18 protein-coding genes are annotated in these 21,489 nt (G+C 73.7%); 10 read left to right on the top strand and 8 right to left on the bottom strand.

All coding sequences use genetic code 11. The annotated features are described in order from the left end of the window. Positions 1 to 72: 72 nt before the first annotated feature. Both guaB and FRADC12_RS17740 read right to left on the bottom strand, forming a co-directional pair. The gene (guaB, locus tag FRADC12_RS17735) at positions 73 to 1,707 is read right to left on the bottom strand and encodes an IMP dehydrogenase (protein WP_045877495.1); all 1,635 of its coding nucleotides are present in this window, start codon (positions 1,705 to 1,707) and stop codon (positions 73 to 75) included. Between the two features lie 250 nt (positions 1,708 to 1,957). Beyond that, positions 1,958 to 2,359 (bottom strand): DUF5319 family protein, encoded by a 402-nt coding sequence (locus tag FRADC12_RS17740; RefSeq protein WP_157488910.1) that lies wholly within the window; start codon positions 2,357 to 2,359, stop codon positions 1,958 to 1,960. A 430-nt stretch (positions 2,360 to 2,789) separates the two neighbouring features. Between FRADC12_RS17740 and FRADC12_RS17745 the strand changes: the two genes are divergently transcribed. Then, the gene (locus FRADC12_RS17745; RefSeq protein ID WP_045877497.1) at positions 2,790 to 3,167 is read left to right on the top strand and encodes a WhiB family transcriptional regulator; all 378 of its coding nucleotides are present in this window, start codon (positions 2,790 to 2,792) and stop codon (positions 3,165 to 3,167) included. A 325-nt stretch (positions 3,168 to 3,492) separates the two neighbouring features. Here the strand turns inward: FRADC12_RS17745 and groL are convergent, their stop codons facing one another. The 4 genes from groL to FRADC12_RS17765 form a co-directional block, all read right to left on the bottom strand. Further along, complete coding sequence (groL, locus tag FRADC12_RS17750; protein WP_045877498.1) at positions 3,493 to 5,136, bottom strand: chaperonin GroEL; 1,644 nt, start codon at positions 5,134 to 5,136, stop codon at positions 3,493 to 3,495. A 225-nt stretch (positions 5,137 to 5,361) separates the two neighbouring features. Continuing rightward, entirely contained in the window at positions 5,362 to 5,667 is a 306-nt protein-coding gene (gene groES, locus FRADC12_RS17755) for a co-chaperone GroES (protein ID WP_013427267.1), read from the bottom strand. 310 nt (positions 5,668 to 5,977) lie between these two features. Continuing rightward, a complete protein-coding gene (locus FRADC12_RS17760) occupies positions 5,978 to 6,901 on the bottom strand; it encodes a lipase family alpha/beta hydrolase (protein ID WP_232303862.1) in 924 nt (307 codons plus the stop codon). A 197-nt stretch (positions 6,902 to 7,098) separates the two neighbouring features. Further along, positions 7,099 to 8,598 (bottom strand): carboxyl transferase domain-containing protein, encoded by a 1,500-nt coding sequence (locus FRADC12_RS17765; RefSeq protein ID WP_084010931.1) that lies wholly within the window; start codon positions 8,596 to 8,598, stop codon positions 7,099 to 7,101. A 413-nt stretch (positions 8,599 to 9,011) separates the two neighbouring features. Between FRADC12_RS17765 and FRADC12_RS17770 the strand changes: the two genes are divergently transcribed. The 3 genes from FRADC12_RS17770 to sucD all read left to right on the top strand — a co-directional run bounded on the left by FRADC12_RS17770 (position 9,012) and on the right by sucD (position 13,563). Then, positions 9,012 to 11,087 carry a protein kinase domain-containing protein gene (locus tag FRADC12_RS17770; RefSeq protein ID WP_045877499.1) on the top strand — a complete coding sequence of 692 codons (2,076 nt, stop codon included), beginning with the start codon at positions 9,012 to 9,014 and terminating at the stop codon, positions 11,085 to 11,087. A gap of 413 nt (positions 11,088 to 11,500) precedes the next feature. Then, the gene (gene sucC / locus FRADC12_RS17775; protein WP_045877500.1) at positions 11,501 to 12,667 is read left to right on the top strand and encodes an ADP-forming succinate--CoA ligase subunit beta; all 1,167 of its coding nucleotides are present in this window, start codon (positions 11,501 to 11,503) and stop codon (positions 12,665 to 12,667) included. Positions 12,668 to 12,690: 23 nt separating this feature from the next. Beyond that, positions 12,691 to 13,563, top strand: a complete 873-nt coding sequence (sucD, locus tag FRADC12_RS17780; protein ID WP_045877501.1) for a succinate--CoA ligase subunit alpha — start codon at positions 12,691 to 12,693, stop codon at positions 13,561 to 13,563. Positions 13,564 to 13,679: 116 nt separating this feature from the next. On the opposite strand, the gene FRADC12_RS34985 is transcribed toward sucD, so the two are convergent. Then, the gene (locus tag FRADC12_RS34985; RefSeq protein WP_084010933.1) at positions 13,680 to 14,006 is read right to left on the bottom strand and encodes a pentapeptide repeat-containing protein; all 327 of its coding nucleotides are present in this window, start codon (positions 14,004 to 14,006) and stop codon (positions 13,680 to 13,682) included. Between FRADC12_RS34985 and FRADC12_RS17785 the strand changes: the two genes are divergently transcribed. The 5 genes from FRADC12_RS17785 to purH all read left to right on the top strand — a co-directional run bounded on the left by FRADC12_RS17785 (position 13,933) and on the right by purH (position 19,673). Beyond that, positions 13,933 to 14,751, top strand: a complete 819-nt coding sequence (locus FRADC12_RS17785) for a hypothetical protein (RefSeq protein ID WP_045877502.1) — start codon at positions 13,933 to 13,935, stop codon at positions 14,749 to 14,751. The two genes, FRADC12_RS34985 and FRADC12_RS17785, sit on opposite strands and share 74 nt — an antisense overlap. 115 nt (positions 14,752 to 14,866) lie before the next feature. Continuing rightward, positions 14,867 to 16,213, top strand: a complete 1,347-nt coding sequence (locus FRADC12_RS17790; RefSeq protein WP_045877503.1) for a cell division protein PerM — start codon at positions 14,867 to 14,869, stop codon at positions 16,211 to 16,213. A 151-nt stretch (positions 16,214 to 16,364) separates the two neighbouring features. Next, positions 16,365 to 17,099 carry a helix-turn-helix domain-containing protein gene (locus tag FRADC12_RS17795; RefSeq protein WP_084011370.1) on the top strand — a complete coding sequence of 245 codons (735 nt, stop codon included), beginning with the start codon at positions 16,365 to 16,367 and terminating at the stop codon, positions 17,097 to 17,099. 159 nt (positions 17,100 to 17,258) lie between these two features. Further along, positions 17,259 to 17,864, top strand: a complete 606-nt coding sequence (gene purN, locus FRADC12_RS17800; protein ID WP_052710980.1) for a phosphoribosylglycinamide formyltransferase — start codon at positions 17,259 to 17,261, stop codon at positions 17,862 to 17,864. Positions 17,865 to 18,011: 147 nt separating this feature from the next. Then, the gene (purH, locus tag FRADC12_RS17805; RefSeq protein ID WP_232303864.1) at positions 18,012 to 19,673 is read left to right on the top strand and encodes a bifunctional phosphoribosylaminoimidazolecarboxamide formyltransferase/IMP cyclohydrolase; all 1,662 of its coding nucleotides are present in this window, start codon (positions 18,012 to 18,014) and stop codon (positions 19,671 to 19,673) included. Between the two features lie 382 nt (positions 19,674 to 20,055). Here the strand turns inward: purH and FRADC12_RS17815 are convergent, their stop codons facing one another. Further along, entirely contained in the window at positions 20,056 to 20,403 is a 348-nt protein-coding gene (locus tag FRADC12_RS17815; protein ID WP_045877505.1) for a hypothetical protein, read from the bottom strand. Between the two features lie 366 nt (positions 20,404 to 20,769). Between FRADC12_RS17815 and FRADC12_RS33265 the strand changes: the two genes are divergently transcribed. After that, complete coding sequence (locus FRADC12_RS33265) at positions 20,770 to 21,291, top strand: DUF3017 domain-containing protein (protein WP_232303865.1); 522 nt, start codon at positions 20,770 to 20,772, stop codon at positions 21,289 to 21,291. Positions 21,292 to 21,489: the final 198 nt, after the last annotated feature.

Here is a 21,489-nt window from a genome sequence, read left to right on the forward strand (position 1 = left end):
GTCCCTGCCTGATTGGCGAAGCCGATCTGGGAGGTCGGCGGAGGCGCGAAGCGCCGTCTCCGGCCGATCGGCTTAGCGGCCGGTGTAATTGGGTGCCTCGACCGTCATCTGGATGTCGTGGGGGTGGCTCTCGATCAGCCCGGCGGTGGTGATCCGGACGAGCTGGCCGTGTTCCTGCAGGTGGCGGACGGTGGGGGCGCCGGCGTAGCCCATGCCGGCGCGCAGGCCGCCGACGAGCTGGTGGGCGACGGCGGCCAGCGAGCCGCGGTAGGGCACCTGCCCCTCGATGCCCTCGGGGACGAGCTTGTCGTCCGAGAGCACATCGTCCTGGAAGTACCTGTCCTTGGAGTACGACCTCGCACCGCCTCGGCTGCGCATCGCGCCGAGCGATCCCATCCCGCGGTAGGCCTTGTACTGCTTACCGTTGATGAAGATCAGCTCGCCCGGGCTCTCGTCGACGCCGGCCAGCAGGCTGCCGAGCATCACGGTGTCCGCGCCGACCGTGAGCGCCTTGGCGATGTCGCCGGAGTGCTGCAGGCCGCCGTCGCCGATGACCGGGACGCCGTGCGGGCGGGCCGCGCGAGCCGCCTCGTAGATGGCGGTGACCTGGGGGACGCCGACGCCGGCGACGACCCGGGTGGTGCAGATCGAGCCGGGGCCCACTCCGACCTTGACGGCGTCCGCGCCCGCGGCGACCAGCGTCGCGGCACCGGCGGCGGTGGCCACGTTGCCGCCGATGACGTCCAGCGGCCGGCCGGCGATGCCCCGCGGCCACTCCGCCTTGATCCGGCGCACCATCTCGGGCACCGCCCGCTGGTGGCCGTGCGCGGTGTCGACAACGAGGAAGTCGACGCCGGCGGAGACCAGAACCTGGGCCCGCTTGAACGCGTCCTCGCCGACACCGATCGCGGCGCCGACCATGAGGCGGCCGTCCACGTCCTTGGTGGCGAGCGGGTAGCGCTCCCGCTTGGTGAAGTCCTTGACGGTGATCAGCCCGCACAGCCGGCCGCGGTCGTCCACGATCGGGAGTTTCTCGATCTTGTGCTGGCGCAGCAGCCGCAGCGCCTCGTCGCTGCTGACCCCGACCGGCGCGGTGATCAGCGGCATCGGCGTCATCACCTCGCGGACCGGGCGGGCGAAGTCGCGCTCGAAGCGGATGTCGCGGTTGGTGACGATGCCCAGCAGCGTGCCGTCCTCGCCGGTGACCGGCACGCCCGAGATCCGGTAACGGGCCATCATCGCGTTCGCCTCGTCGATGGAGGCCGCGGGGCCGCAGGTGATCGGGGCGCTGATCATGCCGGACTCGGACCGCTTCACCATGTCGACCTGCTGCGCCTGGTCCTCGACGGACAGGTTGCGGTGCAGTACCCCGACGCCGCCCTGGCGGGCCATCGCGATCGCCATCCGGTGCTCGGTGACGGTGTCCATCGCGGAGGAGACCAGCGGGATGGCCAGCCGGATGTTGCGCGAGAGCCGGGTCGAGGTGTCGACCTCGGCCGGGACGACGTCCGAGGCCGCGGGCAGCAGCAGGACGTCGTCGTAGGTCAGGCCGAGCATCGCGAGCTTCGTCGTCGGCAGCGCCGCGGTCGCGGCCTGGTCGGCGAGGTCGGGAGCTCCGGCCAGTTCGGCGACGGGGTCTCCGGCCGCCGCGGGCCGGGCCGACGGCGCGGCCGCGATCGGGGTCGGGGTGGCGACGGGAGCGTCCATTGCACCTTCCGTTCGGGTTGCGCCGGCCGGCTGCGGGGTCCTGGGAGACCCCGTGCAGACATCATGACCCCTGACAGGCCTGCCCACGCCTGTGGAGCTGTCAAGCCCACACAGTCCCGTGGTGACGGCGCGCCTGGCCGGTACCGTCCGGGCCGACATCTGTTGGAAACAACAGTGTGCCGGCGAGGCTGCCGGTCGAAAGGGTCAGCCACCCCGCCATGTGGGCGTTGTCACGAATGAGCGGAGCCGCTCAGGCCTCGGAGGCCTCCGAGTTCTCGCAGACGCCGTCCGCATAGCCGCGGGCGTAGTCCCACGAGACGTAGCAGCTCGGGTCAGGGGCGAACGCGGGCTCGTGTACCCGGGTCCGGCCCTCGTTGAGCAGGTGGCGCAGGTTGCCGGTCAGCAGGTCCCAGTCGAAGTAGTGCGGCTCGGCGCAGCCCTCGCAGTCGACCACCAGCCCGCGGTAGCCGCGCGGCTCCAGCAGGGTCCGGAACACGTCCAGGTCACCGAGCTCCGCGAGGACTTCCTCGCGTTCGTGTAGCGAGAGCGGCTCGAGCAGGTCCTCACCCAGGTCAAGCTGGGCGAGCTCGGACGCCGGGTCCTCCGGGTCGTCCGCGAACGGGTCGATGGGCTCGTCGCTCACTCGCTCCACGCTACGCCCAGCGCAGGTCGTCCCACGGAGTGGCCGTGGATCCGGGGATGCCGGAACCTCGGGTGACTGTCCGGAGATGTCGCCCCGTTTCCCGGGGGGCGGGCCGGCGCACGGTAGCTCCTCCCACCGGTCCCGGGAAATCGGCCCGACCAGCACGAACTGCGGCCCGCGGCCCCGGTTGCCTGGTCCGGCGGCGGGTAGCGCCCAATCATCTGACTCTTCCGCGTCGGTCGGGAGACGGCACGTCTTCGGCTCCGCGACCGCGCTCGCGGAGGGTCGTTCCGGCCAGCGCGGCCGGCTCGGGCCGGGTGAATTTTTCAAGATCGAGACAGGGGTGGTCCGGCCTACGGTGTGCGGGCAACGCAGGTCGCCGCCGCGGCTCGACGGCCGAGGGGCGAACGCTGAGGGGCGAACGAGGGGGGCTCAGCCGATGACCGACGTCCGACGTCTGCCTGGACCCGGCGCGGAGAAATGGGAGTGGCAGTTGCACGGCGCCTGCCGGGGGGAGAGCACCGAGCTCTTCTTCCACCCGGAGGGCGAGCGTGGCCCGGCCCGGGCGGCTCGCGAGGCGGCCGCGAAGGCCATCTGCGCGCGCTGTTCGGTGATCAAGGAGTGTGCTGAGCACGCGTTGTCCGCCCGCGAGCCCTACGGGGTCTGGGGCGGGATGAGCGAGTCCGAGCGGGAGGCGATCCTGACCGGCCGGACCCGGCGTGGCGGCACGCGCCAGAACAACGTGCCGGTGGGGCACGTCGCGAACCACGCGGCGGACACCGACGAGGCCTACCGCCAGGCGCCCGTCGTCGCCTGAGCGGGCGCGGCTGTGGCTAGCCGGCGGAGCCGGTGATGGCTTGATGCCGGGGATCGACGGGTCGCCATCTGCCCGGGACCGGCGGGGGGCCATGTGCCGGGGACCGGCAGGGGGCCATGTGCCGAGGACCGGCAGGTGGCCAGATGCCGACATCGCGGGGCCGGCCGCCGGCTCACCCGCGATGGGTACGCGGGACACCGCGCATGACGAGAGGCTGGTAACGCCGAGTAATCGTGGCTAGGGTGGCCGGCTGCCCAGGCAACGAAAGAGCCCGGTCGGTGCTGGTGCACCGGCCGGGCTCTTCTCGTCCCGCGGGAACCCGCGCCTAGAAGCCGGGCCCGTGGCTGTGCCCGTGCCCGTGGCCGTGGCCGTGGCCAGCCGCGGCGGGGGCCGCCTCGGCCGGCTTCTCCACGACGAGGGCCTCGGTGGTCAGCAGCAGCGCCGTGATCGAAGCGGCGTTCGCGACGGCCGACCGGGTGACCTTGACCGGGTCGATGACCCCGTCGGCGATCAGGTCGCCATAGGCCAGGGTGGCCGCGTTGAAGCCGTGGTTGACCGGCTGCTCGGAGACCTTGGACACGACGACCGGGCCGTCGAGACCTGCGTTGCGCGCGATCCAGTACAGCGGTGCGGTCAGTGCCGACCGCACCAGCCGAACCCCGGACCGCTCGTCACCGGTCTTGCCGAGGTCGCCGTCCAGCGCGCTGGCGACGTGCACGAGCGCGGAGCCGCCACCGGCGACAACGCCCTCGTCGATCGCCGCCTTGGTAGCGGAGACCGCGTCCTCCAGACGGTGCTTCTTCTCCTTGAGCTCGACCTCGGTGGCCGCGCCGACCCGGATGACCGCGACGCCGCCGGCAAGCTTCGCCAGCCGCTCCTGCAGCTTCTCCTTGTCCCAGTCGGAGTCGGAAGCCTCGATCTCGGCCCGGATCTGCTTGACCCTGGCGGAGACCGACTCGCTGTCACCGGCGCCGTCGACCACCGTGGTGGTGTCCTTGTCGACGACGATCCGGCGGGCCCGGCCGAGGTCGTCGAGGGTGGCCGACTCGAGCTTGAGGCCGACCTCCTCGGCGATGACCTGACCGCCGGTGAGCACGGCGAGGTCCTGCAGCATCGCCTTGCGGCGGTCGCCGAAGCCCGGCGCCTTGACCGCGACGACCTGGAAGGTCTTGCGCATCGAGTTGACGACCAGGGTGGAGAGCGCCTCGCCGTCGACGTCCTCAGCGATGATCAGCAGCGGCTTGCGCTCCTGTACCACGAGCTCGAGCACCGGCAGCAGGTCGTTCAGAGCGCCGATCTTGCCGGGGTGCAGCAGGACGTAGGCGTCCTCGAGGACGGCCTCCATCCGCTCCTGGTCGGTCACGAAGTACGGGGAGATGTAGCCCTTGTCGAACTGCATCCCCTCGGTCAGCTCGAGCTCCAGACCCATGGTCTGGCTCTCCTCGATGGTGATGACACCATCCTTGCCGATCTTGTCGATCGCCTCGGCGATCAGCTCGCCGACCTGCGTGTCCTGCGCGGAGATCGCGGCGACCTGGGCGATCGTCTCCTTCGAGCTGACCTCGATGGCCGCGTCGAGCAGCGCCTTCGAGACCGCCTCGACGGCCGCTTCGATGCCGTTCTTGAGCGACACCGGGGCAGCGCCGGCGGTGACCGCCTTGAGACCCTGACGGACCATCGCCTGGGCCAGCACCGTCGCCGTCGTCGTGCCGTCGCCGGCGACGTCGTTGGTCTTGGTCGCTACCTCCTTGACGAGCTGGGCGCCAAGGTTCTGGTGCGGGTCGGTCAGCTCCACCTCGCGGGCGATGGTGACCCCGTCGTTGGTGATGGTCGGAGCGCCGTAGGACTTGTCGAGGACGACGTTGCGCCCACGCGGGCCGATGGTCACCTTGACCGCGTCGGCCAGGGTGTTCACCCCGTGCTCGAGCGCATGCCGCGCGTCCTCGCGAAATGTGAGGATCTTGCTCATATGGTGCGGTTCCTCCCGCTGCCGGTCTCCGGCAGAACGCCGAAGGGGCGCACCGGCCTGCCGTCTGATGAATGTCGTCTTATGGGACGGCCCCCCGGACCTCGGTCGAGCGAAGCTCGACATCGGGGGGCCCGGGGGGTCGTCCCCCCCGGGCAGACATCACGGGCCCGGCGAAGGTGGCCGGAGGCCACCGAGCGGGGTGGGCCGGCGCGCCCCTCAACCGACTTACTTCTCGATGATCGCGAGGACGTCGCGGGCCGAGAGGACCAGGTACTCCTCGCCGGCGTACTTGACCTCGGTGCCGCCGTACTTGCTGTACAGCACGACGTCGCCGACCTTGACGTCGAGCGGGACGCGCTTGCCGTCCTCGAACCGGCCCGGGCCAACCGCGAGGACCTTGCCCTCCTGGGGCTTCTCCTTGGCGGTGTCCGGGATCACGATGCCCGAGGCGGTCGTGGTCTCAGCGTCCGACGGCTGGACGACGATCCGGTCCTCGAGAGGCTTGATGGCAACCTTGGTGGCGGTCGTCACGATCGACCTCCCCTTCCTACGCTGGATGAGAGAGCGACCCTGGCGGCCTGCCGTCGCGGGTGAACAGGCGCCGTATGTCGCTGGCACTCTCACGTGCCGAGTGCCAACTTAGCACCAGTGTCGCACTCGTCAACTGACCCCGTCGGATTTGTCAAGGGCGGCGCTTCGTCATGGGTGCCCATAGCTGCCCCGCCTCGCCCCGGCCGCACGGGCTTACCCGGACATCGGCGCAGGCAGGGGGCCGATGCCGGGGCCATCGAGCGCCGGCTCGGCCGTTTCCCGGGTTGCCCGTGCCTGGGCGCCCGATGGGCTAGCGGCGCTGCGCCGGGGGTTCGGCCCGGTCCGCCGGGATGCTCTCCCGGGCCGTCAGCGGCTGGCCGGTTGGCTGGGCCGGCCAGGAGATCGGCCCGTCGAGCTCGGCGAGGGCCGCCGCGATGCCGTGCGCCACGTCGCCGTTGAACGGCAGCGCGTGGTGGCCGAGCCCCGGCACCGTGACGTTGCGCCCGACGAGGTCGGGATGGCGCAGCGCCGCCGACTCGGGCCGTACGACCGAGTCCAGCCCGCCGCCGATCGCGAGGAACCGGGTGCCGCAGCCGGACGCCGGCTCGGCCAGCTCCGTCAGCAGCGGCGACCCGGGCCGCAGCGACGCGACCAGGCGGTACGGGACCACCCGAGGGACCAGATGAGCCAGCCGGGTGCCGCCGTGCGGGGTGCCGAGGGTGACCAGCGTGTGCACCCGGTCGTCGCCGGCCAGGCGTTGGACGTAGTACCGGGCCACCAGACCGCCGAGCGAGTGGGCGACGATGTGGATCTGCTGGTAGCCGGTCCGGCCGCAGACCTCGGTGACGGTGACCGCGAGCATCCGCGCCGCGGTGGGGACGTCGATGGCGTACAGCGGCAGGTTGACCGTCTCGACGTGGCTGAACCCCCGGTGGCGCAGGGTTCGCTGCAGTCGGGCGAAGATCGAGCGGTTGTCGACCAGGCCGTGGACCAGCAGGATCGGCATCCCCGCCGCGGCCGGATGGCCGATCAGCAGGCCGCGTTGCAGCGGCCCGAGCCCGGCCAGGCTGTAACGGTCGGCGGCGCGTGCGTGGCCCGCCCGGACTCCCGCCGGGTAGAACGCCACATGGGTGGCGAGGCTGGCCGCCTCGGTGACGAGGCCGAGCACGGTCGCCGGGGCCGCGGCGACCCGCCGGGTCAGCGCGCGGCCGACGTCGAAGGGCGCACTCGCCACCTCCCGGGTGGCCCGCCCGGCGGCGTTGCCCAGGTGCCCCAGCTGGTTGCGCAGTCGCGTAGCTATGACCGATGATCACTTTCTGGCCGGGGTGAGGCACGCGCCGTCGTGGACGCTCCGGCCGACGCGGCCGTGGCCGGGTTCCGAAGCCAGCGCGCTCCTCGCCTGGAGCCGGTGGGCTGGTTGGGGACGTCAGGTTACAGACGTCCAGGCAGCCCCGTCGACCATTTCCGCCGCCTGGCCGAGAGTCGAACGCCCAGGTCAGAGCCATGGAGGGTGTCGAGTGCGGCGGAGGCGGCCGCGGCGAGCCCCGCCGCCTCACCGGACCCGAGCACGCCTTCGGCGAAGCCGAGCCGGCGCAGGTCGGCCGGCCGCAGGCCACCGAGGTCGGCCGCCCGTTCGGCCGGGATGCGCAGCGTCGTGGCGGCCCCCTCGGGAGCGAGCGCGGTCAGGTAGCTGTCCGGAGCCATCAGCAGGACGTCGACACAGGCCGCGGCCAGCGCGCCGCCCGAACCGCCCTCGCCGACGACGACACAGACGGTCGGGCTCGGGCAGGCCAGCACCGCCCCCATCGCGGCACCGATCGCCGCGGCGACGCCGCCCGCCTCGGCCGCCGGGCTTGGATCGGCGCCGGGCGTGTCGACGAAGGTCACCAGCGGCAGCCCGAGCCGGCCGGCCAGGCGCGCGGCCCGCTCCAGCAGCCGGAAGCCGGCCGGCCCCGGTGCCGCGCCCGGTGCCGCGGCCAGCGCCACGGCGACCACCCCGGTGTCCGGGGCGTCGGCGAGCAGGCCCAACCGGGCCCGCACCGCTGGGTCGCCGCCCGCGAGCTCGACGCCGCGCGGCGCCAGCGCGTCGAGCGCGGGGCCGGCTGCGGGCCGCCCGGGTGCCCGAGCCGCCTGGACCTGCTCCCAGCCCCGCCGGGAACTGGTCTCGACGCCGGGAGTGGCGGCATCGGGTGGAACGACGGTGCGCGCGTGGGACGGTTTCGCGGTGACGGCGGCGAGCGCTGTCGCCAGCCATGCCTCGACCTGGTCCGGCTGGGCGACGACGTCGACATGTCCGGCCGCGAGGGCCGCCTCCGCGGTGTGGCTCGAGGCGTCCGGGGCGATGCCGGTGGCCGCCGTGACGACCCGCGGGCCGGCGAACCCGACCGTCGCCCCGGCGACCGCACAGCGCAGGTCGGCCCGGGACGCGACCGTCACCCACACCCCGCCGGTCGTCGGCTGGTCGACCACGGCAAAGTGCGGCACGCCGGCCTCGGCCAGCCGGGTCGCCGCGAGTGTCGCCCGCGACAGGCCGACCAGGCCGGCCACGCCCTCCTGCAGACGGGTGCCGCCGCTGCGAAGGAAGGACAGCAGCGGGCGGCCCGTCGACGCCGCGTGCTCGGCCGCGGTCGCGAAGGTGCCGGCGTCGACCTCGCCGAAGCTCCCGCCGTACACGGAGAACTCCCAGACCGCGACAACGCAGTGAACGCCGGCGACTGGCCCGTCGCCCCACCAGACGGCCGGACGGCCTGTGTAGTCCGGCCAGTCGAGCCGGTTGGGCGCGGGCGGCGCGGGCGGCCGGGGAGTCACCGCGGCGAGCAGGCTGGTACGCCAGTCCGCCGGGGCGGGCGCACGGTCCTGGGCCGGCTCGGGGCGCGGCTGCTGGCCCCGCTCGGGGCGGCGGTCGGCCGACGGCGGATGGCGATCGGTCATGTCCGCATCGTCAGGCCCGGCGGGCGCCCCTGTCGCCGTCCGGCGCGGAATGTCACTCCGCGCTGTGGACCCGCTGGCCAGAGCCTCGATCTGCGGCCGCCGGCCGGTCCGGCGGCGGGCGGGAACCACCATGGGTTTGGAAGTGACAACCCGGCGTGTGCGGTGGCCGCCTCGCCGTTGGCATACTGTGCAAAGTCGCCATCATGCCGGTAGCGGCGGAATGCGCGGCTTGTGACGGAGCGCCAACTCGGTGGGCTTATCGGCCCGCAGAGCGGCGGGTCGGCGCGGCCCGCGCGTGCTGTCCGCGGGTCCCGCGGCCCGGCGCCGGCCGGCGCCCCGCGGTCGGCGAACTGGTCAGGCGGCGGCGCACCCAGGCGCCGCCCCCGCGGCGCGCGGCCAGCGCGGAGGGGGCCATGCTCACACCGCTCACCGACGACGATCCCACCGCCATCGGCCCGTACCGCCTGCAGAACCGGATCGGCGAAGGCGGGATGGGGACCGTGTATCTGGCGTTCACCGAGCGTCGCGAGCCTGTCGCGGTGAAGGTCGCCTCGGCGGAGCTCGCCGAGGACGTGGAGTTCCGCCGCCGGTTCCAGCGTGAGGTGCGGGCCGCGCAGCGGGTCCGCGGTGGCGCGGTCGCTGCCGTGCTCGACGCGGACACCGAGTCCGACCGGCCCTGGATGGTCACGGAGTACGTCGAGGGCATCAGCCTGGCCGACGCGGTGCGCCAGCGCGGGCCGCTGGCCGAGCGGCTGGTGCGCGGTCTCGCGGTCGGCCTCGCCGACGCGCTGGTGGCGATCCACGAGGCCGGCGTGGTGCATCGCGACTTGAAGCCGTCGAACATCCTGCTGGCATGGGACGGCCCCCGAGTGATCGATTTCGGGATCGCCCAGCTGGACGGGAACGCCACGCTCACCCGCACCGGCCACGTCGTCGGCACGCTCGCGTGGATGGCGCCCGAGCAGATGCGGGGCGAGCAGGCCGGTCCGCCGGCTGACGTCTTCTCCTGGGGCTGCTGCGTCGCGTACGCCGCGACCGGCCGGCACCCGTTCCACGCCGACCGCGCCGAGGTGCTGGCCTTCCGCATCCAGCGCGAGGCGCCTGACCTCGACCATCTGCCCGCCTACCTGTTGGGGACGGCCGTCCCGGCGCTGGACAAGGAGCCCGGTCTGCGCCCGTCGGCCGCGGCGCTGCTCGCGAACCTGAGCGGCCACCCGGTGCGCACCATGAGCGAGGCACACCGGGCGACCGAGACCGTGCTGGGGCGTGACTGGACCAGCCAGCTGCCTGGCCGGCCCTCTCGGCGCCCGCAGCCTGACCCACGGCCCGCCGCTCGCCACGGCGGGGCGTTACCGGCGCCGGCCGGGCCGGTATCCGGGCCCGCGCCGGCGACCTGGCAGCCGGCTCCGGCCCCCCCGCCGGGCGCCTGGCCGGCGGCCGCGGCGCTGGGAGCGCCGCGCCCGGGCGACGGACCGCCCGCCGGCCGGCCTCTCGACGCCCCGCGCCAGACCGGCGCGTATCCGCTCGGCCATCGGGAGCCCGACGGGTACCCGCCCGACCAGCCCGACCAGTCCGACCAGCCCGGCCCCCGACCACCAGCGCGGCGGCGGTCGGACGGGTACCCCGCCGCCGGTCCGGCCCCGGCCGAGGCGCCCCAGTCCTGGCCGCCGCGGCCCGCGGTGGAGGCCGAGCGGTACCAGCGTCCGGCTCAGGACGCGGACTGGCGGTCCGCGCGGGCCGGCTCGCTGGGCGTGCCGCCGCCGGCCGACGCTTACCGGCCGGCGCTGCCGCGGCCCGAGTCCCATCGACCAGAACCGGCAGGTGACGGGTATCGCCCGGTGCCGCCGGCTGCCCCGAACCGGCCGACGACGCCGCCTCCTGACCCGTACCGGGCCGCGCCGCCGTCGGCCGAGCAGCCCCGCCCCGCCCTGCCGGCGCCGGACGGGTATCGCCCGGTGCCGGGACAGGCGGACGGATACCGGCCCAAGCCGGCGGCGCACGACGGGTACCCGCCGGCATTCCGCACGGGTGATGGGTCACGCCCCGCGTTACCGGCGGGCGGCGGGTACCCAGGATCGCCGCCGCCCGCCGGTTCCCCGGGCACGGCGCCGGGAACGCCGTGCCCGCCACCGAACCGGCCTCCGGTGGGTGCGCCTTCCGACCCAGGGCGGGCGCGGGCGGCCGCCGGGAGAGCTCCCGGAGCCGCTGCCGAGCTGGCCGGCGTCGTGACCTCGACCCCGGCCGTTGTCGGCGGCGACGCTGCCGGGGCGTCGTGGAACCTGCCGGCGGTGCTTTCGGCCGTGCTCTCCCTGTGCTGGCTTTTCGGGCTCGGCAGCGTGGCCGGCGTCTATCTGGGCTACCGCGGCCGGGCCGCGGCACGGTCCGTGGCCCGGCGTGGCGATCGGTTGGCGGCCGTCGGCATCGTGCTCGGCTGGCCCGGGATCATCGCGGCGGTGATCGTCCTTGGAGTCGCCGCCGGCCGCGGCTGAGCGGTATTCGGCGCCGAATGGCCGGGCACCGCTCGGCGATTTCGGAGAGGCGCCTGATGTGAGATCGGACATAAGTCGGCCTCGGTTCTGTTCCAGTTGAGCCAGTTGGCGTTCGCCGCCGGGTAACGCGACGGGCGGGTTCACTACCACCGACATCCGGGTGCGGCCAGGCATTTTGTACGGTTCTGCCGCGCGTGCATGGGTGGCGCGGCTGTGCTGGTGCGTCAGGCGGTTACGCCGACGCCGGCCGCTGGCCGCCCGGGCAGCGCGGTGTGGGTCACAATCGGCACCCCTGTGAAGCGGCGGTGCCGTCCGTGGCCTGGACCGCGCAGGCGCGCGTCACGGCGGGTGCGTCGATAGGCTCGCATCCGTTCCGTGCATCCCCTGACCGACCGCACCCCACTGGACGGACCGTGGATCTCTTCGAATACCAGGCGAAGGCCCTCTTCGCCGAACATGGCGTCCCGGTGCCCACCGGCAAGACCGCCGCCACCCCGGAAGAAGCCCGCGCGATCGCCGCGGAGCTAGGCGGCAAGGTCGTCGTCAAGGCCCAGGTGAAGGCCGGTGGCCGCGGCAAGGCCGGCGGCGTGAAGGTCGCCGACGGGCCGGACGACGCCTTCGAGAAGGCCAGCGCCATCCTCGGGATGGATATCAAGGGCCACACCGTGCACTCGGTGCTCGTCGAGCAGGCCAGCAACATCGCGGAGGAGTACTACGCGTCGTTCCTGCTGGACCGCGCGAACCGCACCTTCCTTGCGATGGCGTCCCGCGAAGGTGGCATGGAGATCGAGGAGGTCGCCGCCACCAAGCCCGAGGCGCTCGCCCGTATCCACATCGACCCCCTGGCCGGTGTCGACCTGGCGAAGGCGCGTGAGATCGCCGTCGCCGCCAAGCTCCCCGAGGCGGCCCTCGACGGCGCCGCCGAGCTGCTCACCAAGCTCTGGGAGGTGTTCGTCCAGGCGGACGCCACCCTGGTCGAGGTCAACCCGTTGATCCTGACCGGCGAGGGCGCGGTCGTCGCCCTCGACGGCAAGGTCTCGCTGGACGAGAACGCCGACTTCCGGCACCCGGAGAACGAGGCGCTCGTCGACCACTCCGCGGTTGACCCGCTGGAGCAGAAGGCCAAGGAGAAGGGCCTCAACTACGTCAAGCTGACGGGCGAGGTCGGCATCATCGGCAACGGCGCCGGCCTGGTCATGTCGACCCTGGACGTCGTCACCTACGCCGGTGAGGAGTTCGGCGGGAAACGCCCCGCGAACTTCCTCGACATCGGCGGCGGTGCCTCGGCCGAAGTCATGGCGAACGGCCTTTCCATCATTCTTTCTGACCCGTCGGTGAAGAGTGTCTTCGTCAACATCTTCGGTGGAATCACCGCCTGCGACGCGGTCGCCAACGGCATCGTCAAGGCGCTCGAGCTGGTGGGCGATGTCACCACCCCGCTGGTCGTCCGCCTCGACGGCAACAACGCCGAGGAGGGGCACCGCATCCTCGACGAGGCGAACCTGGCCGTCGTGAAGCGAGTGGACACCATGGACGGCGCGGCGAAACTCGCCGCCGAGCTCGCCGCCGCCGCGGCCTGAGTCGGAAAAGGAAACCGCTCACAATGGCCATCTGGCTCGACGAGAACAGCCGGATCGTGGTGCAGGGCATCACAGGTTCGGAAGGCAGCAAGCACGCGAAGCGCATGGCGGCGTCCGGTGCGAAGATCGTCGCCGGTGTCAACGCCCGCAAGGCCGGCCAGTCCCAGGACGGCGTACCGGTGTTCGCGTCCGTCGCCGAGGCGATGGAGCAGACCGGCGCCGACGTCTCGGTCATCTTCGTCCCGCCGAAGTTCACCAAGGACGCGGCGCTCGAGGCGGTCGACGCGGAGATCCCGCTCGCGGTCGTCATCACCGAGGGTGTCCCGGTGCACGACACCACCGAGTTCTTCGCGACGGCACAGGCGAAGGGCAAGACCCGCATCATCGGCCCGAACTGCCCCGGCATCATCAGCCCCGGCAAGTCGAACGCCGGCATCATCCCGGCCACCATCACCCCGCCCGGGCGGATCGGCCTGGTCAGCAAGAGCGGCACGCTGACCTACCAGATGATGTACGAGCTGCGCGAGTTCGGTTTCTCGACCGGCGTCGGCATCGGTGGCGACCCGGTCATCGGCACGATCCACATCGACGCCCTGGACGCCTTCGAGGCGGACCCGGAGACCGACGCGATCGTGATGATCGGTGAGATCGGTGGGGACGCCGAGGAGCGTGCCGCCGCGCACATCGAGGCGCACATCACCAAGCCGGTCGTCGGCTACGTCGCGGGCTTCACCGCTCCCGAGGGCAAGACGATGGGCCACGCCGGCGCCATCGTGTCCGGCTCGTCCGGCACGGCGCAGGCCAAGAAGGAAGCGCTCGAGAAGGCCGGGGTGCGGGTCGGCAAGACGCCGTCCGAGACCGCACGTCTGATGGCCGACATCATGCGCTCGCTCTGACCGACGATCCCGGTGTGGCCGCGAGCCGGCCACACCGGGCCTGGTCGTCGGGCACTGGCGCGCCGAGCGCCCGAGACCGCCAGGTGGCACGCTTCGTCAGGTGCGGCGCCCTGGTATCAGATTCGGCGGGCGGCTGGCGAGCGTGGCCGGCAGGATGGCTGTCGCGGTCCTGACTGGGCACGGCACGAATCCGGGATACTACGGTAGGGCCTTCGTGGCGATGCCTGCTGAAGCGATGCCTGCTGAAGCGACGCCTGCTGAAGCGACGCCTGCTGAAGCGACGCCTGCTGAAGCGACGCCTGCTGAAGCGGGGGCCGCGCCGCGACGACGCCGGATGCCGTGACGCTGGACAGAGCGGGGTTGGTCCCAATGGTCAAGATCGCTGGTCGCGATGTCGCTACCAGTGACGTCGGAATGCTCGCGGCCGGCGCGGTCGTGTTCATTGCCGGCTTCCTGCCCTGGATGCGGGTCGATTACTATTACTACCGCGGTGCCAGCCATGCGGGCTGGGCCTGCGGATTCTTTTCGGTTGTCGCGATTCTGCTCTCGGTCGGCGTGGCCGGGCTTGTCGCCGCGCGTAGCTTCGCCGGCGCGCGAGTCCCGCAGCTCGGCCCGGTGGGCCCAGCGCTGCTCAATGTGATCCTCGGTGGCGTGGCGACGTTGTTCGTCCTCATCCGCCTCGTCAGCGTCAGCCCGTATGACCCGGGCGTCGGGCTCTATTTCGGCCTCATCGGCGCGGCCGTCCTCACCGCCTTCGCCGTCCTGGGGCTGCTGGCCAGCGGCGAGTCGATCCCCGGCCGCGGCCCCCGGCCCCCGGCGGCCCCCTTCGGCCCGCCACCCCCGTACGCACAGCCGCCGTACGGCCAGCCGTATGCCTACCAGCAGCCCCCCGGCACCCCGTACGGGCAGCAGCCGGGTGCTCCTTACGGCGGTCAGCCGACGCCGGCTCCCGGCTATGGCCAGCCGACCCCCGGCTACGGCCAGCCAGCCCAGCCGACCGGCTACGGCCAGCAGCCGCCGGCGGCCCCCTATGCGCCCTATGGCCAGTCGGCGCCCTACGACCAGCAGCCGCCGCAACTCGGCTACAGCCAGCCGCAGGCGCCCGGCCACGGGACCCCGCCGCCGGGCCACGACCCGTCGGCCCAGCCGCCGCCGAGCGGCCAGCCGTACGGACAGCAGCCCGGCTGACCCACCGGCGCCGGTTCGGCATCGCCGGCGATTTCTGCTGGATCGGGCCGATTTCCCGGCGATGACCCGGCGTGTTGGAACGACCAGCCGGCGGGGACATGCGAGCGTCGTTCTCGTGGCCCATCCCGTCGCATCCCGTGGCAGCGCGGTGGTCCGGCGCAGCCGGGCCGTCCGGGCCGTCCGGGTCGGCTACGCGTTCGGGACGTCCCTGCCCGGCCCGGTCGCGGCCGGCGCGGCCGGGCTGGTCGCGGTCGAGCTGCTCGTCCTGATGGCCTGGGGCGCGGACACCAGGGCCCAGGCCGGTGCCGGGTCGGCGCTGCGGGTCGGCGCCGATCTTTGGCTGCTCGCGTATGGCACCTCGTTGCGACTGCCCGCTGGCGCCGTCCACTTCCATCCGCTAGGGCTCGTCGTGATGCCCCTGCTGGTCGCCGGCTCCGCGGGCTACCGGCTGGCGGCGGTGCGAGCCGAGCAGCACTCGCTCCTGCAACGGGCGATGGCCGGCCGGCTGAGGCTCCCGATCCGGCCTGGGGCGAACGTCGGCTCCGCCACCGGCAGATCAGACTCCGCCGCCGGGAGGCCAGCCGGGGCGCGGGCCGCCGCGCGCGCCCCCAGCCGGGTCTCACGCCGCGCCGTGGCCCTTGACGTCGTCGCCGTGGTCGTCGCGCAGACGGCCCTGGTGCTCGTGGTCTGCCTGGTTGCGTCTGGTCCGGCCGCGCGGCCCGCGGTGGTCCCGGCGGTGGCTGGCGCCGTGATGCTGAGCGGTCTCGGAGCGACGGCCGGCGTACTGGCGGGCCATCGTAGGGTCCGGTCGGCGTGGCGGCTGGTGCCGGCGGTGCTCCGGGTGCCGCTCGCCGCCGGCTGCGCCGGGACGGCGGCGCTGGCTTCCGCTGGCGCGCTCGGCCTGTGCGTCCTGCTGATCGTGCGGGCTGGCAGCGTGACCGCCGCGGCGAACGGCCTGGGACCCGGTGTGGTCGGCGGTTTCGGACTGTTCGCCGGGCAGCTCGCGGTGCTGCCCAACCTGGTCGTCTGGGCGGTCTGCTACGCCCTGGGGATCGGGTTCGCGGCCGGGCCCGAGCTGACGTTGACTCCCACCGCCGCCGCCCCGAGCAGCCTGCCCGACCTGCCGGTGCTGCGGCTGCTGCCGACCGCCCCGGTGCCGGGCTGGGCCTGGCTCGTGCTGGCGGTGGCGCCGTTGGCCGCCGGGGTGGCCCTGGCGCTCACGGTTCGGCGCGCGACCCCAGGGGGCGCGCTCGGCGGCAGGCTGAGCATGGTGTGCGCGGGCACGGTGGTCTGCGCGCTGCTGGTTGGTCTGCTCGCCGCCGTCTCCGGTGGCGGGATCGGCACGGGTCCCGCGTCACGGCTCGGGCCGGCCCCCGGGTGGGCGGTCCTCGCCACGTTCGTCGAGGTGGGGATGGCCGGGGCACTGGTTACCAGCGTCGCCGAGCTGCTCCGTCGGAACTGATTGCCGACCGCCGGCGCCGAGATCCCGCGTCGTGGGTTGGCGGTGCTCGCCGCGTTCCCGTGGCCCCCAGGCTGGCGCGCCACGTGTCGGAGCTGATGGCTACGGTGGGCGCGTCCGGGTGGCCGCGCGCCGGAAGGAGCCCGCCGTGACCATGCGTGCACGACCGCTGTCCGCCGCGTCCCCGCCTGTATCGCCCCTGTCTGGTTTGCCACTGCCCCTCGTGACGCGCACCAGCCCGGCTCGGTCCAACGGGCCGGGCAGCCGCCAGGGCGGGTCCGCCGCCCTGGCCGCACCGCGCCCGACGGCGGCCCAGCTGCGGGCCCAGGCGGCCGCGCTGCGGGTGCTGGGCTGGACCTACCGGCGAATCGCCGCGCACTGGCAGCGCGCCTACCGGCTGAACGCCAGGCTGGCCTTCCGGCTCGCCCACGGCTGGACGCAGGACGAGGCCGCCCGCCAGTGGAACGCGCGCTGGCCGGATGACCCGAAAAGCGGCAAGGCGTTCAGCTACTGGGAGAGCTGGCCGGCCCGCGGCGGCCGGGCACCCTCCCCGGACACGTTGGGGCGGCTCGCCGAGCTGTACCTGTGCCGCCCCGGTGACCTGCTCGACGGTGTCGACTACGCGGCCTTCGACCCGGTCGCCCACGGGCCGGCCGAGCCGCTCGGCCGCAGCCGAGCCGTCGCGGGTGCTCCGAGGGCTGGCCGGACGGCTGGGACCGTCGGGACGGCTCCGGGCCGGGTGCGTGGCTGCCCGCCCGATCCGGACTTCGAGCTCGACCTGGGCCTCGGCTTCGGGCAGGAGTTCTGGCATCCGGACGAGGACGCTGGGCGGCTCGCCTGCTCCGGGGCGTCACGGCTCGTCAGTCAGTACAGTCGAAGGTCGTTGTAGGCCGCCGTTGCCGCCGGCTGAGCTGGCCGCGATTCTGGTGCCGGGCCCATCCGGCGGCCGTTCCCGTCCGTTCCCGTCCGTCCCCGTCCGTCCCACGTCCGCCCGGCTCGGGGAAGGACCTCCCGACTCGCGCCGCCGAGCCTGGGAAAGACCTGGGAGATGACCCTGCTGCCTTCGCAGACCCCCGCGGGCCGTGACCCCGCGCGCCTGGTCGTGCTCGCGTCCGGTGCGGGTACCACGCTGCAGGCGATCCTGGACGCCTGCCAGGACCCGGCCTTCGGCGCGCGGGTCGTAGCGGTGGGGACCGACCGGCCGGACACCGGCGCCCAGCGGCGGGCCGCGGGCCACGGCGTGCCGGTCTTCACCGTCCAGATGGGCGATCATGCCGACCGGGACGCGTTCAACGCCGCGACCGCGCAGCAGATCGCCGCCGCGCGCCCCGACCTGCTGGTGCTCGCCGGGTATATGAAGATCCTGGACAAGCAGGTCATCGGGCGGTTCCGGACGGTCAACACCCATCCGTCGCTGCTGCCGTCGTTCCCGGGCGCGCACGCGATCCGGGAGGCGCTGGAGCATGGCGTGAGGGTCAGCGGGGTCACCGTCCACTGGGTGGACGAGGGCGTCGACACCGGGCCGATCATCGCCCAGGCGGCGGTCGACGTCCGCCCGGGCGACACCGAGGACGACCTGCGTGACCGAATCCAGGCGGTCGAGCGTGGGCTGTACGTCGCAACGATCGGCAAGATCGTGCGTGGCGGCGCCTGACGGCGTCCGGCGGGAGACCGCCATGCGTCGGTGATGGCGGCGTACGCACGTGACCGGGCTTCGGGGCGAACCGCTCCGGGCCGGTGAGACGCCTGGGCATCGACGCCCCGCCGGCGGACAGCGCCGGCGAGCCGACAAGGAGGAAGCATGACGAAGCCGCAGGACGCGACGGCGGTCCCGTCCGGCGACGGCCCGGCGGCCCGGTCCACCGCCACCACCGCCAGCACCGAGGTGGTGGCCACCGGGCACCGCCCGCTGCGCCGGGCGCTGGTGAGCGTCTACGACAAGTCCGGGCTGGGCGAGCTGGCCGAGGCGTTCCTCGCGGCCGGAGTGGAGGTCGTCTCCACCGGCTCCACCGCGGAGGTGCTGGCCCGCCACGGTCTGGCTGTCACTCCGGTCAGCACCCTCACCGGCTTTCCCGAGGTGCTCGACGGCCGGGTCAAGACGCTGCACCCGCGGGTGCACGCCGGCCTGCTGGCCGACCTGCGCCTCACGGAGCATGCCGAGACGCTGGCTGAGCTGGACATCGAGCCGTTCGACCTCGTCGTCGTGAACCTCTACCCGTTCCGGGAGACCGTCGCCTCGGGCGCGAGTGAGGACGAGGCCGTCGAACAGATCGACATCGGCGGGCCGGCGATGATCCGGGCCGCCGCGAAGAACCACGCGTCGGTCGCCGTCGTGGTCGAGCCGGACGGCTACCCGGCGCTGATCGAGGCCGTGCGCGGCTCCGGCTTCGACCTGCCCGCCCGCCGGCGGCTCGCGGCGCGGGCGTTCGCGCACACCGCCGGCTACGACGCCGCGGTCGCGTCCTGGTTCGCCAGTGTCGTCGCGCCCGACGAGACGGCGACCGAGACCGGCTGGCCGGACGTGCTCACCGCCCAGTGGCACCGCTCGGACGTGCTGCGCTACGGGGAGAACCCACACCAGCGGGCCGCGCTCTACGTCGCCGCCGACGATCCGACGCCGGGCCTCGCAACCGCCAGGCAGCTGCACGGCAAGCAGATGTCCTACAACAACTACACCGACACCGACGCGGCCCGGCGCGCCGTCTACGACTTCGCCGAGCCGGCGGTGGCGATCATCAAGCACGCCAATCCGTGCGGGATCGCCGTCGCGGCGGACATCGCGACCGCGCATCGCAAGGCGCACGCCTGCGACCCTGTGTCCGCGTTCGGGGGTGTGATCGCGACCAACCGGCCGGTCACCGTCGAGCTGGCCGAGCAGATCGCCGAGATCTTCACCGAGGTGGTCGCCGCGCCGGGCTACGAGCCAGGCGCGGTGGAGGTGCTGGCCCGCAAGCCATCGATCCGGCTGCTGCAGTGCGCCCCGCCGCCGCATCCGCGCGGCGTCGAGCTACGCCAGGTCTCCGGCGGCCTGCTTCTGCAGTCGAGGGACGCCCTGGACGCGGCCGGCGACGAGCCGTCGACGTGGACGTTGGAGGCTGGCACCCCCGCGGACGAGGAGACGTTGGAGGACCTGCGGTTCGCCTGGCGCGCGATCCGGGCGGTGAAGTCGAACGCGATCCTGATCGCCTCGGCCGGTGCGACGGTCGGGGTCGGCATGGGCCAGGTGAACCGGGTCGACGCGGCCAAACTCGCGGTCAGCCGTGCCGGTGACCGGACGAAGGGCGCCGTCGCCGCCAGCGACGCGTTCTTCCCGTTCGTGGACGGATTCCAGGTGCTCGCCGACGCCGGCGTGCGCGCCGTCGTCGAGCCGGGCGGCTCGGTCCGCGACGAGGAGGTGGTCACAGCGGCGCGCGAGGCCGGCGTGACCCTCTACTTCACCGGTGTGCGCCATTTCGCTCACTAGGACGCACGCGGCAGGCGTCTGAGGGGGCTGCTGACCGTCGTCCTGGCCCGGTCAGCGGTGCCGCCGGGGCGACGTTACGGTCTGGTGGCGCCCCGAGACCTCGGGCGGCGCCTGCCGGTGCGGCTCAGCCGCGGCGGCCGGCACCGCCCGAACCGCCACGGCCTGGGTCGTGGCGTCGGTTGGGGTCGCGGCGGCCGGCCCGGCGTTCCCGGCGGGTGCGCGGGTCGACGGGCAGGCCACGCTCGTCACCGTCCCGGCTGGTATCCGGGCGCGGCGACGGAGCGGATGTTCGGCGCTGGTCGATGGCGCCGGCCGGCGGCCCGCCTTGTCCCACGGGCCGCTGCGAGGCGGCCGGGGGCGGCTGCTGGCCGGCGCCAGCGCTTCAGACGCTCGTCGACTCCGCGGCGGTGGTGCCCCGGCGAGCCGCACCGGTGGTGCTGGTCGTCGTCGTGGCCGAGCCGGTGCCGGTCGCCGTGGCGCCCGTCGTCGTGCTGGCGGTGGCTGGGCCACCGGGCGCGTCGCTGTTCGGCACGTAACGCTGCGAGACCCAGTCGAGCGCCTCACGCCAGGACGCGCCGTAGAGGACCGAGATACGGTCCGCGGTCTGGCGCGCCAGGGCCTGGACGAACACGCGGTCGTCGCTGTCGAGATGGCGGGCGTCCCCGAAGGTCTCCCACGCCCGGAACATCAGCTCCTGAAGCTTCTTGCTGTGTGGCGACTCGTCTGCCACGTCACGCTCCTCCTGCTGTGGGACCTGACGGGGCAGTCTGCCCTAGGCCGGGTGACTGCTGTGCGTCGGGGGTACTTGCCGGATTCCTTCCGGTTTCGTCGCGGCGGGTCGCCGCCGCCACGGGCAGCCGGACGACCGCCGCGCCGCCCTGGCCGCCAGACGTCCTGAGCGGCGATCGGGACGGCCGGCAGGCCCGTGTTTGCCGGGTAGATCGGGATTGCCCCGAGTGGGTGGGTGTGCCGGGGAGCCGGCTGGCTCCTTACACTGCGGGCGTGGGCCGGACTGGGCGTAGCACCATGAGCGCGGCAGCAGACAGGGCCGGTGCGTGACGCAGTGAACCCGCAGCCGCGACGGCGACCGGGGCCTGTGGGCGTGCCGCGTCCGGGCACGACACCTGGCAATCCGCGCTCCGGTTACGACGAGCCGCCCCGCGACGCCGTGCCCACCGCGTTGTCGTCGTCGCGCGGCTGGCCGGAGCCGTCCGCCCGGCGGCCCAGGGCGTCCAGCGGGCCGGGACGGGAGGGCGAGGCCGGCCGGCCGGCACCGGCGGCTGGTGCTCGGGTCGGCTCGCGCGCCCAGGCGAAAGCGCGGCGGGCCGCCGAGCAGCGCCGCGGCGGGCCCTGGTTCGTGCGCGAGCTCGCGCTGACGGTGGCGCTGGCGGGGGTCGCCGTCGGGATGATCCTGGTGGTGGCGCAGAACCGGTGGCGGGTCGGGCTGTTCGGCATCGGAACCCTGCTCCTCGTCCTGGCGGCGGCGCGGCTGGTGCTCCCGGCGCGCCGGCTGGGCATGCTCGCCGTGCGCGGCCGGCTGTTCGACGCCGTCCTGCTGACCGCGTTCGGCGCCGCCGTGATCGGCCTGACCCTCACGGTGCCAATCCCGCCCTCCTAGGGCGCTTCCCGCGGGAAGCGCCCTAGGCGCGGCCGCGGACGACAGGGTGGACCCGGCGTCGCCCGATCGGTGGGTGCCGGCTGCAATCTCGGGCACACAGCGCCACCAGTCCCCGCGCGCGCGGGGTAGCCTCGCGTGCGCCGCCCATGCCGCCTGGAGACGTGGTCACCTCGCTGACCCGCCGCCAGGCCGCCGCGC

The sequence above is a fragment of the Pseudofrankia sp. DC12 genome (assembly GCF_000966285.1).
Classification (GTDB): domain Bacteria; phylum Actinomycetota; class Actinomycetes; order Frankiales; family Frankiaceae; genus Pseudofrankia.